At 51.6% G+C, this 15,602-nt stretch carries 13 protein-coding genes; all 13 read right to left on the bottom strand.

Going from position 1 to position 15,602, the window contains the following annotated elements; translation table 11 throughout:
* Nucleotides 1–8 precede the first annotated feature (8 nt).
* The 13 genes from PG062_RS09830 to PG062_RS09770 all read right to left on the bottom strand — a co-directional run bounded on the left by PG062_RS09830 (nt 9) and on the right by PG062_RS09770 (nt 15,600).
* The gene (locus PG062_RS09830; RefSeq protein WP_256273240.1) at nt 9–515 is read right to left on the bottom strand and encodes a hypothetical protein; all 507 of its coding nucleotides are present in this window, start codon (nt 513–515) and stop codon (nt 9–11) included.
* Nucleotides 503–772, bottom strand: coding sequence for an ECs_2282 family putative zinc-binding protein (locus tag PG062_RS09825; protein ID WP_256273239.1), 270 nt, complete (start codon nt 770–772; stop codon nt 503–505). The genes PG062_RS09830 and PG062_RS09825 overlap by 13 nt, the downstream gene beginning before the upstream one ends.
* A gap of 202 nt (nt 773–974) precedes the next feature.
* Nucleotides 975–2,564, bottom strand: coding sequence for a recombinase family protein (locus PG062_RS09820; protein ID WP_270752150.1), 1,590 nt, complete (start codon nt 2,562–2,564; stop codon nt 975–977).
* Nucleotides 2,565–2,573: 9 nt separating this feature from the next.
* Nucleotides 2,574–3,395 (bottom strand): recombinase family protein, encoded by an 822-nt coding sequence (locus tag PG062_RS09815; RefSeq protein WP_270462233.1) that lies wholly within the window; start codon nt 3,393–3,395, stop codon nt 2,574–2,576.
* Nucleotides 3,392–4,921: a recombinase family protein gene (locus PG062_RS09810; protein WP_270462235.1), complete on the bottom strand. Its 1,530-nt coding sequence runs from the start codon at nt 4,919–4,921 to the stop codon at nt 3,392–3,394. The genes PG062_RS09815 and PG062_RS09810 overlap by 4 nt, the downstream gene beginning before the upstream one ends.
* Nucleotides 4,922–5,167: 246 nt before the next feature.
* Nucleotides 5,168–5,590 carry a recombinase family protein gene (locus tag PG062_RS09805; RefSeq protein ID WP_270752149.1) on the bottom strand — a complete coding sequence of 141 codons (423 nt, stop codon included), beginning with the start codon at nt 5,588–5,590 and terminating at the stop codon, nt 5,168–5,170.
* Nucleotides 5,591–5,599: 9 nt separating this feature from the next.
* Nucleotides 5,600–6,046 (bottom strand): recombinase family protein, encoded by a 447-nt coding sequence (locus tag PG062_RS09800; protein ID WP_078783912.1) that lies wholly within the window; start codon nt 6,044–6,046, stop codon nt 5,600–5,602.
* A 15-nt stretch (nt 6,047–6,061) separates the two neighbouring features.
* Nucleotides 6,062–7,981: an ATP-dependent DNA helicase gene (locus tag PG062_RS09795; RefSeq protein ID WP_270752148.1), complete on the bottom strand. Its 1,920-nt coding sequence runs from the start codon at nt 7,979–7,981 to the stop codon at nt 6,062–6,064.
* A 381-nt stretch (nt 7,982–8,362) separates the two neighbouring features.
* The gene (locus PG062_RS09790) at nt 8,363–8,686 is read right to left on the bottom strand and encodes an HTH domain-containing protein (RefSeq protein WP_270462240.1); all 324 of its coding nucleotides are present in this window, start codon (nt 8,684–8,686) and stop codon (nt 8,363–8,365) included.
* A gap of 539 nt (nt 8,687–9,225) precedes the next feature.
* Entirely contained in the window at nt 9,226–10,131 is a 906-nt protein-coding gene (locus PG062_RS09785; RefSeq protein WP_270752147.1) for a type I phosphomannose isomerase catalytic subunit, read from the bottom strand.
* Between the two features lie 216 nt (nt 10,132–10,347).
* A complete protein-coding gene (locus tag PG062_RS09780) occupies nt 10,348–12,036 on the bottom strand; it encodes a phospho-sugar mutase (protein WP_456298757.1) in 1,689 nt (562 codons plus the stop codon).
* On the bottom strand, nt 12,033–12,977 hold the full coding sequence (locus tag PG062_RS09775; RefSeq protein WP_270752146.1) for an ROK family protein: 945 nt from the start codon (nt 12,975–12,977) through the stop codon (nt 12,033–12,035). The genes PG062_RS09780 and PG062_RS09775 overlap by 4 nt, the downstream gene beginning before the upstream one ends.
* 22 nt (nt 12,978–12,999) lie before the next feature.
* On the bottom strand, nt 13,000–15,600 hold the full coding sequence (locus PG062_RS09770; RefSeq protein WP_270752145.1) for a glycoside hydrolase family 3 C-terminal domain-containing protein: 2,601 nt from the start codon (nt 15,598–15,600) through the stop codon (nt 13,000–13,002).
* Between the last annotated feature and the right edge of the window lie 2 nt (nt 15,601–15,602).

Genomic DNA, 15,602 nt, shown 5'->3' with positions numbered 1-15,602 from the left:
TATCAGATTTATGAAAAATCGCCCATTTGTGTTTTGGTATGTTGATTGCCACTTGAATCTGTCCACTCGGTGACTATTCTAAACTTTGATGCCGAACCATTATGTGTGATGAGAACCAATTCATAGCTTTTTCTTGCCTCTAATTCTTCAAAAGGCTGCTTTTCTTGGCCCATAATCATAATACCAACATCACCATCAAATCGAGCAGACACATGATAGGCTGTTGCATTTCCTGAATTCCAAACTTTCAGTCTGTGCTTACCTTTACCTACAGTAATAAATCTTGCCTCGACACACGCAAGTTCCGCATCCTCCTTCTCTTTAGTTATCTTGTCCAATTCATCCTGCTTAATCTTGAGTTCCAGTTCATTAACCTTGTTCTGGAGACGTTGTGCCTTTGAAGATTTAAAAAGCGAAATGATGGCAACTAACAGAGATATACCTGCGATGATCAGCGCACCCCAATCTTTTATGAAGGACACCATTTCCTTCAATGTGTTAATCAAAACTTCCATTTTTTCATCGCTTTCTTTAATTCCTTTTCAAGTTCTTTGACTGCATCTTGCGCAAGTTCATCTACAGCATTATCGATTATTGCGGCATTGCTATCGAGCAACTCTCGTTTCGTGTATTCCGAACCGCAATCAGAGCAACGTACTCGTGCATCGTCACCTGCGTGAAGTAGATCTTCAAACTCTTCGTCCAATGATAAAAACTGATCATTACCACAAAGCGGACATAGCAGTGTGACATTACGATCTAAATTTTTCATTAAATCACCTCATTTCAACTGTTCACACAACGTCAGGATTTCTTCCGGTTTGGCAGTGATGTGGCGCCATGTCGCTTCAAACGTGTACACACCTTTTTGTCTCCATCTTACCATAAAGCGTTCTTTTTATCAAGTTTTGTTTCACTCCAGATTCTTAATTTTCTGCGAATGGTAGTTCATAATGTGTTTCACTCAAGGTTCCTTATTCTAGCGGCATTGCTTTCTCATATCCACCAATGAACCGTATTTCAATTTCATTGCGCGACCTCACCGTAATTTTCTCAATGATTCTCGCAGTCAGCGCATCATCATATTCTTGGATTTGCAGGTCCTTGGCTGACAGCAGCATCTCCGGCTGTCTGGCTTTTTCCTGTCGGGTGGCGCTGTCCTCGATGGCTTTTTTCAGGCTCTTAATTTTATTATTCAGCTTTTTCAACCTGTCATCCAGAAACGGAGTATCCTCATCGAAGTCCAAGGACATTTCCAGCAGACGGTCGAATTCCTGCTGGGTCTGTTCCAGTTGCTCCTGCAAATTGGGCATTGTGCTTTCGCCGGTCTGTATGTCATGCAGGATGCCGTTGATCTGGGCAGCAACTTCATCGGTGAAGTTTGCCGCCAAACCCTGTACCGCTTTCAAAATGGCGCGGTGCAGTTCTTCTTCCGGGATGGACGGCGAGCTGCCGCAGAATTTCGTTCCGTACTCGATGCGATTTACGCACCGCCAGACGATTTGCTTTCTGCCGTGGACATTCCAAGTCACCCGCTTGTAAGGGCTGCCGCAGTCACCGCAGAACAGTCGCTCGGACAAGGCATACTTGCTGTTGTAACGACCCCGGCGGCGCTTGCGCTGGTTAGCAGCTGACTTGCTGTTGCGGCGGGCAATCTCAGCTTGCACCTCTCGGAACATCTGTTTGCTGACAATGCCCTCGTGGTAATTTTCAATGTAATATTGTGGGAGTTGCCCGGTGTTTTTCTTATGTACACCTGTCAGCACATCCTCGGTAAAGGTCTTTTGTAGTAATACGTCACCACAGTATTTTTCATTTTGCAGAATGCGCTGGATGCTTTGCGCTGACCATGCGGTGTTGCCGCGGGCTGTGAGTGCGCCCGCCGTTTCCAGCTTTGCCTTGATACTTTGCAGACTGTCCCCTTGCAGGTAGCTGTTGAAAATCAGCCGAATGATTTCAGCCTGCTCTGGGATGATCTCCGGCTTGCCGTCTGCCCCTTTTCGGTAGCCGATGATTCTGCCGTAAGGGAAGGCAAATTTACCATGCTTATATCCCATGCGCTTGCCGCGGGCAACATTTTGAGAGATAGACTCGCTCTCTGCCTGTGCAAAGGCACTCAGGACGGTAAGGATCATCTCAGAGTTCATGGTGGTGGTGTTGATGTTCTCTTTTTCAAATACCACCGCGATTCCCATCTGTTTCAGCATTCGGACGTATTGAATACTGTCCAGTGTGTTGCGGGCGAAGCGGGAAATGGATTTTGTCAATATAAGGTCGATTTTGCGCTTCTTGCAGTCTTGAATCATCTGGTTAAAACCGTCACGCTTCTTGGTATGTACGCCGGAGATACCGTCATCCGCGTAGATGCCCGCGACTTCCCACTCCGGGGTGGAATTGATTTTCTCGGTGTAGTATAGTTTCTGGATTTCAAAACTGCCCTGCTGTTCTTCTTCCTCGGTGCTGACACGGCAGTAGGCCGCCACCCGCAGCTTGCGCACCGTGTTTTTCCGTCCGGCGTTTTCCCTCATAGAAGCGGGAATCTCAACAATTCTCATGTTATTCATGACTTTTCCTCACACAGTTTGTCCATTTCGCAGTTTGAATTCGATGTGGGTATCGCGGTATAGACTGACGTTGCTAACGATTCCTTTATAAAAGGTATGTGGAAAATCATCGGTCGGCTTATACTCGGCACACGCTTTTTGCATTTGCAGGCTTGCTGGGTCAGCATCGCCCGCCGAGCAGAATTGGTACTCCAGTTCTGCCCTGTGTAGGATTTTGGCAATTAGCGCATCGGCATTAGGCTCTGTCTCCAGTAAATCCGTTTGGATTTCCCGTGTCAACTTAGCGCCTTCGATAGATTGGACATTACGCTGTGTTGTCGGTGGGTGAATCACCTCTGAGTGTCTCTGAATCCATTCCAATTTTATTGTAATAGCATCAGACAGTTCCTTTTCTGGGATAGGCTTTGTCCACATTCCACATTGGCGGCAAAACCATTGTTCGGTTTTAGGCCGCCAATATAAGCGTTCTCCGCAGCATCCGCATTGCACATCTTGGCGAAACGGCTGCAAAACCGTGGAGTAGGTTTGCGCTTTCCTCTGGCGGATTTTTTCTGCCAAGCGATATTGGGCTTCTGTAATGATAGGCAGGTATTTTTCATTGCCACAGTAAATTTCATTTGCAAGGACGCGGCTCACCATGTTCTGGTTCCATTTTGAGGAATCTTCATGATATGGAGTTTTCCTCGCTGTCATGTTCTCTGCAATCTTCCGGAGGGACTTCCCTGCTGTGTATTCCTCAAAAATATATTGCACAGCTTCGGCTTCTTCTTGAACTATAGTTGTTTTTCCGTCTGTGATTTGGTAGCCAAATGGCAGATATCGCTTTTTCATTTTTCCGTCCGTTCCTCCGAAAGTTTCATGCCATTGATGAGTTCAAATTCTATCGCCGTATTACTGACCGACACTTTTTTGACCATCTCGGTAAAAGTATGCTCATCAAAGTATGTCAACGGCGGATCGGAAGCCAATATTTTTTCAATCTTCCTTGTGCTTTTCAAAGTTAGCTCAACATTCCTGCTGATGGAAGTTCTGGACAGCTGAACTCTTTTCTCGTCAAGCTGCTGTTCTATAAGGGTTTTGCGTTCTATATATTGGGTATCTTCGATGTACCCCTGCGCATGGATTCTTTCCAAATTATGATTTTGTTTTGCAAGACGTTGAATTTCAGCATGAATAGCCTCACGTGCGGTGTTCTGGTGTTCCTGTTGTGATTTTAGCTGCAAAAGGCTGTCTACCAGCGGCCGGAATATCCTTGCACGATTTGCTTGCAGCTTGTTATACATATATAAAAAAGCCCGGCAAAGTTCTGTTTCGTAAACAGACTTTACCGGGCATAAGCTGGATTTATTCAAATGTTTTCTGCACCCCCAAGCCACCATACCGTTTGCTCTGCTGGCTTGGGCAAACACAGTGCCGCACTCGGCACAGTAGATTTTCTTTGTGAATACTCGCGGAGCGGCATTCGGCACAGACATCTGCTTCGTTTTCAGCAGGTTCTGCACTTTCTCGAATTCCTCATCCGAAACGATTGCCTCGTGGCTTTTATAAGCACAGTATTTTGGGAACTGACCCTCGTTGTGGTAGACTCTGAACGGCAATGTGTCCGTGGTGTAATGTTTTTGGTGCAGCGTATCGCCTTTGTAGGCTTCATTATGAAGCATGAATTGCACAGCGGAAGTGTACCACCGGCCGTCCTCTTTCGGGTGGTTTTTATTTAAGTAACGTGCAATTTCTGCGATTCCCACCCCGCTCAGGTACTTTTCAAAAATCAAGCGGACTACTGCTGCCTCATTCTTTTCCAGTACCAGCTGGTGATCCTGCTGCCTGTATCCGAAAGGAGTCGCACAGTTCACATAAGTTCCCGTCTGCATCTTTTTGCGGATACCCCATTTCATGTTTTTGGAGATAGACAAGGATTCTTCCTGTGCAATGGCGCACATCATGCTCAGCATCATTTCCCCTGTGGCGCTATCCGTATCAAACTGTTCTTTTTCAAATTGTACTGCTACACCGATGCTTTTCAGTTCTCGGATGATCGTCAGCAAATCTACCGCATTGCGGGCCATGCGTGATGCAGATTTCACCAGAATACGGTCAATCATGCCCGCTCGGCAATCTTCCATAAGGCGGTTTAGTTCTGCTCTGTGCTTGATACTCGTGCCAGAGATACCTTCATCTGCATACACTCCAACGAACTCCCAGTTCGGGTTCTTCTGGATAAGGTCTTCATAGTATTCTGTCTGCACCGACATGGAATGAAGCTGTTCATTGGATTTCGTGCTGACACGGGCATAGGCTGCCACGCGTAGACGCTTCGGCTGTTGCTGTATCGGCTGGATAACTTGGACTTGCGGCATACTATTTCCTCCGAGTTTAACGCTGTGACATTCTTTTTATCACATACAATATACCCGAAAGGCAGGTCAAAAGCTATTCACGAGAACCACTAAACTTCTCGGCGCAAAACGCCGCATTTCCGGGCATAACCAACATTCGTGCGCTGGCAGATATCCCTAGGCAATCTTCCGTTTGCGGCAGCGGATACCAGCGCGGCATAGGCCAGTGCGTATTTCAACTCCTGTTCCAGCCTTATGGGAAACGAGTCAATCTGCATCAACAGCCACCTCCCACGGAACTCTTTTTCTGGTTTGCGCGGTACGAGCAAGGATCCGATTCTCCAACCCTGTCAGATAGAGTTCATATCGTAGATTGGTTTCGGTCGTAATCAGCACTGCACCGTAATTTTGCAGAAAGCGCAGGATGCGGTATAAGGTTGCAATGTCGTGACTCAAACGGTCAAGGCTCTGCACTATGACGGCGTTGACGCGCCCCTGCTGCACAGCGGTAAGCATGGCGAACAAATCAGGTCGCCAGAATTCGGTGCCGTACTTTTGCTCCATGCAGGAGTTGACGATGATGTAGCCGCGCCTGTCGGCTTCGCGCATGACATCGGCAAGCTGTTCTTCAAGCGCCGGCAGGTTCGGTGCGGCACTGCGGGCAAACGCCCAAACTTTGTATTCTTTCATGGGCGCACCTCAGAATTGGTCCATCAACGGGAGCCGAACATCAAATCGCGGCTTTCCAAAGGATGCCCGCGTGAAGCGGTCACCGACAAAGCGTTCCAGCCCGCTGTTGATAAGTTCGGCGTTCAGGTCACATTCAGTGGTAATAAGGTAGACATCATTCTGACGCAGAATTTCAATAACTCCCACCAGTATGTAGCTATTGCGGCTGATTTGCTCCAAATCGCGCACCATCACAGCTTCGACCCGACCGTTCTCTACTGCGTCCAGCATGGTGCGCAGACCGATGCGGTCTTTCAAGGTGTTTCCGCTGCAATGGTCAAAAGATGTGCCGCGCACAAGAAAACCGTGTCCGGCGGCTTCGTCGATAAGGTCATACAGCCGGTCAAAGGCAATGCGCGGATCGCTGTTGGCGCAGCGCACATAAATCCAGACATCGTGGTTTCGCATAAGGTACATCTCAGGTTCCTCTTTTCACAAAAAGTAATCCGGGCGCTTCTGCTCCCGGATGAATTGCTGCACATCTTCGATTTTCTCGGTGGTCAGACAGATCGGCAGTGCTGCCAGCGCGGCGTCATGATACCTGCCGCCAATGCCCACACGTTCGTCCAGAATCGCCACCACGCAGGAGTCCTGCTCGGTACGGATGGCGCGGCCAAATCCCTGCCGCAGTTTCTTCTGCATTTCGGGGATAATTTCGGCTTTTATATAGTCGTGCAGATTCGGGTACTGCTTACGCTCATAGTCGCTGACCGGGTCTGGTATCGGGAACGGCAGTTTTGCGATAATCAGCAAAGATACCATATCGCCGGGAAAGTCGATGCCCTCCCAGCAGGAGCCAGCGGCAAACAGCACACCATTGCCGGATTGCTTGAACTTCTGGATAATTTTTCCGCCGTTGCGCCATGCCTGATAGGTCGGGTATTGCCACTGACCGTCTGTTAGCGCGCGGACTTCTGCCATCTGGCGGTAGGACGTAAACAGCACCAGCGCATGACCGTGGCAAGCATCCACCAATCGGACGATTTCTTCTGCCATTCGGAGGTTGTCCATTCGCGCTTTTACGCGCGGTGGAAAGTACAACAGACATTTTTTCTTGTAGTTAAACGGAGAATCTGCACGGAAATGACGCAAGGGTCGATAAACCGCCAGCCCCAAAAGCTGTTCCGTGTGGCTGAAATCTCCGGCTGCAGCCAATGTGCCGGAGGTCAGAATCGCGGGTTCGCGTGTATTCCACAGCGCACTGCGGAGCAGCTGCGGTACGCGGCTGCTGGCTGCGCAGAATGTAGGCTGACCGTCGGCATCGTAGTCGATGTATAAGATGCGCGTCGGCACTTCCAAAAGAAAAAGGCGCAGGAGACTTTCGGCTTCTCCCAGCCTGTTCAGCAGGTATCGCGGCACATCCGGCAACCCGCCAGCATTTTGCAACAGTGCTATACAGTCGATGAGAGCAGCGCGGCGGAACGGTGTAAGCACGAACGGTTCGCTCACTTTTCTTCGCAGCTTGGAAAACCCCTGCGTGCAGGAGAACGACAGCGTAAGGAACGCCGTCCGCAGCTGTCTGGCAAAATCCTTGTAGTGCGCCTGTTGTAATAAAAGGCACAATTCATCCATGGCGCGCGAGGATAGTGTTTCCGTGTACATCTGACGGGCGGCATCGGGCAGTTTGTGTGCCTCGTCCACCACCAGCGCCTGATAGCTGCGCAGGAGCAGCGGCCTATCTTCAAGTCGGTGCGATGCGTCTGCCAGCAAATAATTGTGATTGCAAATTTGGATGTCGGGTTTCATGGAATCTCGCAGATATTGCTGGTAGCGGCAATCCAAGCGCATAAAGCAATCTCGCGGGCAGGACCGCGGCACAGAGATTCGGCAGCGGTCATACCGGGAAAGCTCCGGAATATGATCCATGTCCAAAATGTGCGCAGCAATGTTCAGGCTGTTGGTCTGCCGTTTTCTGCTTGGCTGCACCAGCGATGCTCTTTCGGCAAGGCGGGCATCGCAGACAAAGCGTTCTTTGCCCTTGCGGACAACGGCTGTGATGGGTGCGGTAATGATACCTTCGTCCAGCAAGACAGCGGACAGGTCGGGCAGATACTCAGTAAGGATAGCGTCCTGCAAGGCAACGCTGGAAGTGGAGATAACGATAGGCAGTTTCATCCGTTCGGGACGGTTCATCTGCCAAAGAATACAGCCCACGAGGTAGGCCAGCGTCTTGCCGGTACCCACGCCTGCTTCGCACAGGGAAATTTCCTTATTATATAAGGTATCTAAAACTTCATGGCAAAGCGCGATTTGTTCCTCGCGCACCGCCATGCCGTGCCGGGGTAAAATCTCCCGGAAAATCTGTTCGGCTATGTGGTGGGATTCCGCATAGCCCGTTGGATAGGTTTGCATTTTACACCCCTGTTTTCCATCCCGTTTAAAGCAAAATGATGGGCAGCAGGCGCTTGGGGTCCTGCTGCCCACGATTTGCCCTAAACGGCAAAAGTAGATAGTTAAGAAACTGTGCCACATTTGCCGCCCGCACCCCTGACACCGGGAACACAACAGGCAGGCCACTGGCAATGGCCGTTCACTGACTTTGCCGGAGTCTTACTGCTTACAACTCCGGCTCGGTCACCCCCTCTGACGCGGGAGGCTGCAGGTGTATCATTATAGCCTTTTCCTTGGCAACATATGGTTTTGCCAAACCGCCCATCGGGTCTGCCGGAAAAGGAACGTGCCTGTTATGCTGGGTATTCAGTTGTCAAGGTGCTGGGGAACGGACTATATCCGCTAAAGAGAAAAGCGTCGGAGAATGGAGTGTGCCGCCATACGATCTTCTTCTGTTTCTGCCTCATTGTACTTCCTGCGAAGCCACTCAATTTCTATCGGTTTTAAGTATGCTGTATGAGAATTGGGTCTGCGGTTTATAAGAAAAATTCCTCCATGCGGACCGGGCTTCGTGTCAATTTCGTAAAAGTCCATAAGGTAAACAATATCATAATTGATTGTGCGGCGAGAAACGCCGAACCGTTTCGCAAAATCATCGATGCTATATTTTTTATATGTATATAAAAGCTCAATAATTTCATTGCGGCGTATTTCGACGTCAGACACTCCATCACCTCCTCTCATTTCTCTAAACCCCATCTTAAATGTAATTAGTGCAAAAACCTTGCACTAATTATTTGAACTTTTTGTGAATTTTTGAAGTTAAAAAAACACCGCCGATTTCAGTAAAGGAATCAGCGGTGTTTTGCATTAGAAGTTTTTTATTCCGACTATATGCCAATAGCGGAAAAGTTTCTGTCTCAAACAGAGAGATTCAGTGTAAGTTCTTCAATGAAATATCTCTGTACTAGTTTTTCTGCTGTTTGCAATGTATCAGGTACAGCATAAAATTTATAGCAATACCGCACAATTCCCGCCTGACGGCTTAAGCACCGTTCCGGCGGCTGCCGCACCTTGCTCGCCGTATCGGTACTTAGAATTATGCGGTATTGCCTTATATTACTTCACCTATTATTATGTGTATCCTTACCAGCTTGCTTTTATAAACTCTTTCATCTGTTTTGCTTGCGTATCCAGCACAGATTGATTTCTAAGTTGCGGTGTTTTTCTATCCCGATGTTTGCTGCCAAGCGAATAGTCTTACTTCACACCCTTGTCACCAAGGTCTGACAGGTACCGCGCACGGCATAGTTGCCGCTGCCTGCGGGCAGGAAGAAGCTGTCGCCTTTCTTGACGACCACGGTCTCACCACCGCAGGTCAGCTCACCCTCGCCGTCTGTGACGAGCAGCGAAACAAAGCTCTTCTCGTCCGCTGTGTCCTCAAACGCGCCGTTCTTGGCATCCACGGTGAAATATTCACCCTGCGCCAGATGGCTGCCGAAGTCATGCTTGACAGGTGGGGTGCGCAGGGTCACGTCCAACGCCTTCTCCACGTGCAGGGCGCGTGGCTTGCCGTCCGCCCCCACACGGCCGTAATCGTACACACGGTAGGTCACGTTGGAGTTCTGCTGTACCTCGGCAATGACAATGCCCTTGCAAATGGCGTGCAGCGTGCCGGCCGGAATAAAGAAGCAGTCACCCTTGTGCACCGGCACGGCGTTCAACACCTCGGTCAGGGTGTTATTCTTGATGCGCTCCTCAAACTCCGCCTTGGAGATTTCATGGTCAAAGCCATAGTACAGGAAGGCACCCGGCTCACAGTCCAGCACATACCACATTTCGGTCTTGCCGTACTGATGCTCGTTTTTCAGCGCGTACTCGTTGGAGGGGTGTACCTGAATGGACAGATTGTTCTTTGCGTCAATGAACTTTGTCAGGATTGGGAACTGTTCAAACTTCTCGCAGTCGGTGCCAAGGCAGCCCGGGTGGGCGGTCACATAGTCCGCCAGCGTTGTGCCGTCCGCCAGATAGCTGGGACCGTCCGGGTGGCAGGAAAGCACCCACGCCTCGGCCAGCGGGTTCAGATCGCTCTTGATGCCAAAGTCACTGCGCAGGCGGCTGCCGCCCCACAGGTAATCCTTGCAGCTGGGAGTCAATTTCAGTATATTCATATGGATCTCCTTTACCTCAAAATTTCATTTTTTACTCAGGCATCTTCTGTTTCCTGTTCTCGCAAAAAATAGCACACAATAAACGCTGACTGTGTCATGCCCAGCCAGAGTAGAAACACCGCATTCCAGCCTCGGCTATGCCGCCGATGCCCCGTGCGGTCGCAGCTGCACCAAAATAGGTTATGGCGCTCAGCACAGGGCGCTAAAATCTTCACTTTAAGCAAACCACTTCTCGGCGTCTTTCACAATTTCACATTCGACCTTTTCAGCAGCTTCTCTGTTTTCGGCACTGACAGAAATGTAAATTTTCAGTTTCGGCTCCGTGCCGGAGGGACGCACGACAATAGAGCAGTTATCTTCCAGCAGGAACTTCAGCACTTCAGACTTGGGCAGCCCGTCCAGGCCATAAGCATAATCCAGCAGCTTTACAACCTTCTTACCGCCAAACGCTTTGATATTGCCGCGGAATGCCTGCATAATGCTCTGCATCTTGGCAAAACCGGCGCTGCCGTCGAACTCGTAGCTGTGCAGGGTGTTCAGGCAGTAGCCATAGGTCTTGTACAGCTCGTCCAGCTTATCCAGCAGGCTGATGCCCTTGGTGGCGTAGTAGCTGAACATCTCGCAGATCATGTAAGCACCGTCCACGCCGTCCTTATCGCGGACGTAGGAGCCGGTCAGGTAGCCGTAGCTTTCCTCAAAGCCGAACACATAGCTGTCTGCCCTGCCCTGCTTTTCCAGCTTGCCAATCTGCTCACCGATAAACTTGAATCCCGTCAGCACATTGATTGTCCGCAAACCATAATGGGTGGCAATCTGTTCCCCCATATCCATCGTCACGATGGTCTTAACCATGACCGGGTCGGCGGGCATCTTGCCGTGCTTGACACGCTGGTTGCAAATGTAATCCAGCAACAGCATACCTGTCTGGTTGCCCGTCAGCAACTCGTACTCCCCTGCCTTGTTCTTGACGGCGATGCCCACACGGTCACAGTCGGGGTCGGTGGCAAGCAGTAAATCCGCATTGCACTTTTTGGCATACTCCATGCCCAGTGCCATAGCTTCTTTAATCTCCGGATTCGGGTACGGGCAAGTCGGGAAGTTCCCGTCCGGCTGCTCCTGCTCCTTGACCACGGTGATGTTGGTGTAGCCCATCTCCTTCAGTGTGCGGGTCACAGGCTTCAGGCCGGTGCCGTTCAGCGGGCTGTAAACAATAGCCACATCCTTATTGACTTCTTCGCCAAACAGGACAGACTGATTCTTGACCTCATTTACAAAGGCAGCGTAGACCTCATCCGGAATATACTTGACATTGCCATTTGCAAGACCAGCCTCAAAATCGCTGTACTTTACATCCGCAAAGATATCCAGCTTTTCGATTTCAGCCAGAATTTCGGCAGCTGCCTCGGTCGTAATCTGGCAGCCATCTGCGCCGTAAACCTTGTAGCCGTTGTATTTGCCGGGGTTGTGGGAAGCGGTGACCATGACACCCGCAGAGGTATGCAGATAACGGGTCGCAAAGGACACGGTAGGCACCGGCATCAGAACAGGCCAGATACTCACCTTGACCCCATTGGCTGCAAAAACACCAGCAGCGACTTTTGCGAACACGTCGCTCTTGATGCGGCTGTCATAGCCGATTGCCACAGAAGGTTCTGCAAAGTTTTTCTTCAGATAGTCAGCCAAGCCCTGCGATGCTTTTGCGACCGTGTAAATGTTCATGCGGTTGGTGCCCGCACCGATTACGCCGCGCAGACCACCCGTGCCAAAGGCAAGATCACGGTAGAAGGCATCCTCGATTTTGGCATCATCCAGCGTTTTCAGTTCGGCGGCAACATCGGCATCTGCCGTTGCATTAGCAAGCCATCGCTCATATTCTTTTTTGATGTCCATCTTAATTTTCCTCATTCCATGCGGCTTTTGGCCAGCAGGGCTGCACCGATGACCCCTGCGCGGTAGCCCAGCGTACAGGCTGTAATGCGGGTATGTTTTTTGGCAAAATCATGTCCGAACACCATGGGCTCCACGGCGGCACGCAGCGGCTTCAGCAGGTTTTCACCCTGGTTGGCTACACCGCCGGACAGCCCGATGACCTCCGGGAAAAAGATGTTAATCAGGTTGGCAATGCCTACCGCAAGATAATGAATGTAGGTATCCACAACCTGCTGTGCGGCGGCATCCCCCTGCGCAGCGGCATCAAATGCCGTGCGACCGTTCACGTCTTCCGGCTTTGCGGCCAGCACGTTCAGCGCACTTTCCGGGTGGGCAAGCCGTGCTTCTTTTGTCATGCGGATCAGTGCGGTGGCACTGGCCAGTGCCTCAAGGCATCCATGACGTCCGCAGGTGCAGCGCGGGGCGTCTGCTGTATCAAGAATCACCATGTGTCCGGCTTCGGAGGCGGCGCCGGTGTAGCCTGTCAGCAGTTTTCCGTCCAGTACAACTCCTGCGCCAACGCCGGTACCCAGAGTAACGACAACCGTACTCTGTGCGCCTTTAGCGCAGCCCGCAAGAGCCTCGCCCAATGCAGCAACATTTGCATCATTACCAACGGCAACCGGCAGACCTGTCTTTTGCGCCAGATATTCCTCCATTGCAAAATCATGCCAATCTAGGTTGTTGGAATACAGCACCGTTCCGCCGTCCACAGTTCCCGGGCATCCGACACCAACACCTGCAACGTCCTTTCCCTCCGCCAGCTGCAGGCACAGCGCTGCAATGTCATCGCAGACAGCTTCCGCCGGGCGCGGCAGGTTTGTGGGGGTGTTGGCTTCGCACAGAATTTCACCCTCGCTGTTCACAAGTGCGGCCTTGATGTTTGTGCCGCCAAGATCTACGCCCAGATACAACATACGCCGTTTCTCCTTCCTTGCTTTACTCTACGGTCAGGTCGGCGCGCAGCAGAATATTCTCTGCATTGTCGCCAAGCTGGAGTTCAAATTTTCCGGGTTCTACCCGCCATACATAATCAGGACCAAGGGTACGCAGCTGCTTTGGTCCGACAGTCAGTTCCACCCGACGGCTTTCACCGGGCGCAAGCGTCAGACGGCGGAAAGCTGCCAGCTGGCGCTCCGGCTTTACGACGGAGCTGAACATATCCCGCACATACAGCTGCGGCACGGCATCGCCGGTGTACTTGCCGGTATTGGTGACCGTGACACTGACAGTGACCGTGTCCTGCGGGTCGATCACGCTGCGGCTCAGGGCCATATCGCGGTAAGCAAATGTTGTGTAGGTCAGACCGTAGCCAAACGGATACAGCGGCAGCCAGTCCATCTCCACATAGCGTTTTCCGCCGCCGGGTCGCCGGCTGTAATGGCAGGGAATCTGCCCGACACTGCGCGGGAATGTGATGGGAAGCCGTCCACCCGGGGCTGCATCGCCAAACAGTGTTTTTGCAATAGCGGTGCCGCCCTGCTCACCGGGGAACCACGCCTCCAGAATGGCAGGCAGATGATCGTTTTCCCAATTCGCCGTAACGGGGCGTCCGCTTTGCAGCACCAGCACCACAGGGGTTCCGGTTGCATAAACAGCCTGTACCAGCTCAAGCTGTCTGCCGGGCAGGTTCAGGTCGGTGCGGTCAAAGTTCTCGCCGCTGGTCTCCTCGTTGTCGCCCATGCAAAGGATGGCGACATCCGCTTTGCGTGCAGCTTCTACTGCGGCGGGGAAATTTTCCCACCCGGCGCTGTACCCGAAAATCACGCGGGCGCCCCGCCGGTCATTGACAAACTCAATGCGGATTTTATAAGTGCGTCCGGCCTCAAAGTGGAAATCCAGTGCCTGGTCAGCGCTTTTATCTTTGCCCCAGCCATCAATCAGCAGTTTGTCATCCACGTACAGGCGCATACTGTCCTGCGTGCTCAGACCGATACAACCATCCATAGTTTTCGGCATGATGACCGAACCTGTCCATGCTACGCTGAAGCAGTTGGCATCAAGCTCCGGATGGGGCAGTGCAAAAATCCAGTTGAAGTTGACGGTGCGATCCGTGCGAACCTGCACCGGTTCGCCCTGCGGCACAGGTCCGTTATAATAGCGACCTGTCAGACCGGCTTCGCCGTTTTCATCGCGCAGCATGGACGGATCAAACGGGTGCAGCGCCTGCCCCAGAAAGTTGCAGCCGCGCTCATACAGCACCTCGGTTTCGGGGCTGACTGCAGCACGGATTCCATCCAGCACAGAAACCCCGCCTTTACGACCGCGTGTTTCGGTATAGTCGCCGTAAGAAACCGTATCAGCCGCCGGACCGATGACTGCCACGCTGCGCAGGTCTTTTCTGAGCGGCAGCAAGCCGTCATTTTTGAGCAGTACGATGGATTTCTCTGCTATTTTTTCCGCGGTAGCCAGATGTTCCGGGCAGCGCAGGATTGTATCGGCGCGTTTTTCGTCCGTATAAGGATTTTCAAACAACCCCAGTGCAAATTTCATACGCAGCACACGCCGACACGCCGTATCCAGCACCGACATCTTCATGGAACCGCTTTCAATCAGGTGGGCAATCGCTTTCTGCCAGACATCATGCGGAAAGTCGTAAAGCTGCAAGTCTACGCCTGCTTCCAGCCCAAGGCGGATGGCCTCCTCCGGCGTTTCGGCAATAAAGTGCCAGTCATACAGGCGGGAAACCGCCGTCAGGTCGCTGCGGACAAACCCCGGCATACCAAACTGCCCGCGCAGCACATCCGTTAACAGCTCATGGTCCATGGATACCGGAATACTGTCGATGGAGTTGTAGCTGCACATAGCGTCACACGCTTTGCCGTCCGCAAAAGCCGCTTCAAAGACAGGCAGGCAGTCGCTGAATACATCGTGCCGACCCATGGTGCAGGGGGCGCAGTTCAGACCTCCCACAGGGTTGCCGTAGCCGACGTAGTGCTTGGGTTCGGCAGCCACAGCGTCCGGTGCCGTCAGGTCTGTCCCCTGCATACCCAATACGGTTTCGCGTGCAAACTCAGCACAAAGGTATGTATCCTCACCATAGGATTCTTCCGCGCGACCATACCTCGGGTCACGAATCAAATCCATAACGGGGCTGTATGTTTCGTGAATCCCGCAAGCCCGGGACTCTGCCGCAATGGCGTGTCCCATCTCGCGCCCGAGTTCAGGCTCAAAGCTTGCCGCCAGACCAATTTGCTGCGGAAAACTGGTTGCGTTGTTTGTCATCAGCCCATGCAGTGCTTCCTCGCTAAAAAGGTATGGGATGCCAAGACGTGTGTTTTCTATGGCATACCGCTGCACAACATTGGCTTGGGCAGCAGTCATACCGCGCAGTTGCACACTGCCGACACTATTGTGCTGCATCAGTGCATCAAACCGCTGCATATCCACGGCTGTAACCTTGCCGTTTTCGTCCTGCGTTGTAAAATCGCCGGAATAATACTGATCTGTCTGCAGGATCTTTTCTTCAAGGGTCATCCGGCTCATCAGGTCGCTAATGCGCTCTTCTGTCGAAAGATCCGGGTTCTGGTATGGGTACATCT

It is taken from the genome of Gemmiger qucibialis (assembly GCF_027689445.1).
GTDB classification, from domain to species: domain Bacteria; phylum Bacillota; class Clostridia; order Oscillospirales; family Ruminococcaceae; genus Gemmiger; species Gemmiger qucibialis.
Note: the sequence above shows the minus strand (reverse complement) of the source record. Positions and strands in the feature narration are given on the sequence as shown.

Coding starts and splice junctions, on each gene's coding strand:
- PG062_RS09830 (WP_256273240.1), bottom strand. CDS start 515: ATGGAAGTTTTGATTAACACATTGAAGGAAATGGTGTCCTTCATAAAA.
- PG062_RS09825 (WP_256273239.1), bottom strand. CDS start 772: ATGAAAAATTTAGATCGTAATGTCACACTGCTATGTCCGCTTTGTGGT.
- PG062_RS09820 (WP_270752150.1), bottom strand. CDS start 2,564: ATGAATAACATGAGAATTGTTGAGATTCCCGCTTCTATGAGGGAAAAC.
- PG062_RS09815 (WP_270462233.1), bottom strand. CDS start 3,395: ATGAAAAAGCGATATCTGCCATTTGGCTACCAAATCACAGACGGAAAA.
- PG062_RS09810 (WP_270462235.1), bottom strand. CDS start 4,921: ATGCCGCAAGTCCAAGTTATCCAGCCGATACAGCAACAGCCGAAGCGT.
- PG062_RS09805 (WP_270752149.1), bottom strand. CDS start 5,590: ATGAAAGAATACAAAGTTTGGGCGTTTGCCCGCAGTGCCGCACCGAAC.
- PG062_RS09800 (WP_078783912.1), bottom strand. CDS start 6,046: ATGTACCTTATGCGAAACCACGATGTCTGGATTTATGTGCGCTGCGCC.
- PG062_RS09795 (WP_270752148.1), bottom strand. CDS start 7,981: ATGCAAACCTATCCAACGGGCTATGCGGAATCCCACCACATAGCCGAA.
- PG062_RS09785 (WP_270752147.1), bottom strand. CDS start 10,131: ATGAATATACTGAAATTGACTCCCAGCTGCAAGGATTACCTGTGGGGC.
- PG062_RS09780 (WP_456298757.1), bottom strand. CDS start 12,036: ATGAGGAAAATTAAGATGGACATCAAAAAAGAATATGAGCGATGGCTT.
- PG062_RS09775 (WP_270752146.1), bottom strand. CDS start 12,977: ATGTTGTATCTGGGCGTAGATCTTGGCGGCACAAACATCAAGGCCGCA.
- PG062_RS09770 (WP_270752145.1), bottom strand. CDS start 15,600: ATGTACCCATACCAGAACCCGGATCTTTCGACAGAAGAGCGCATTAGC.